The 268-nt window shown below is 29.5% G+C and carries 1 protein-coding gene; it reads left to right on the top strand.

Going from position 1 to position 268, the window contains the following annotated elements; genetic code table 11:
* Positions 1-69: 69 nt before the first annotated feature.
* Positions 70-195: a hypothetical protein gene (locus ACEWL1_RS12125; RefSeq protein WP_409233563.1), complete on the top strand. Its 126-nt coding sequence runs from the start codon at positions 70-72 to the stop codon at positions 193-195.
* The last annotated feature ends 73 nt before the right edge of the window (positions 196-268 follow it).

Here is a 268-nt window from a genome sequence, read left to right as displayed (position 1 = left end):
ATAAGCTTATTAAGTTCTGGTTGAGATTTACTTTTTGAAGGAGAAATTACAGGATAAATAATTGCAACAATGAGCTCAACTGCTCAGCAAACTGCAGCGCAAAAAAGATTAAAATTTACGTTAACTGTTAGTTATTTTAATAAGTTCATAGAAAAAGATAATTTCGAAAAATCTTTTTCTTTTTATCATGATTAACCAGCTAATTCACAACTAACCGGGGGTGTTTTAGAAACAGCTTATAAAGAGATTATAGATAGAATAACGCAAG

The organism is Polaribacter gochangensis (genome assembly GCF_046224025.1).
Taxonomy (GTDB): domain Bacteria; phylum Bacteroidota; class Bacteroidia; order Flavobacteriales; family Flavobacteriaceae; genus Polaribacter; species Polaribacter gochangensis.
This window is presented reverse-complemented; position numbering and strand designations above follow the sequence as displayed.

Bases quoted from the DNA above. Each gene is read 5' to 3' on its own strand.
- ACEWL1_RS12125 (WP_409233563.1), top strand. From the start codon at position 70: ATGAGCTCAACTGCTCAGCAAACTGCAGCGCAAAAAAGATTAAAATTT.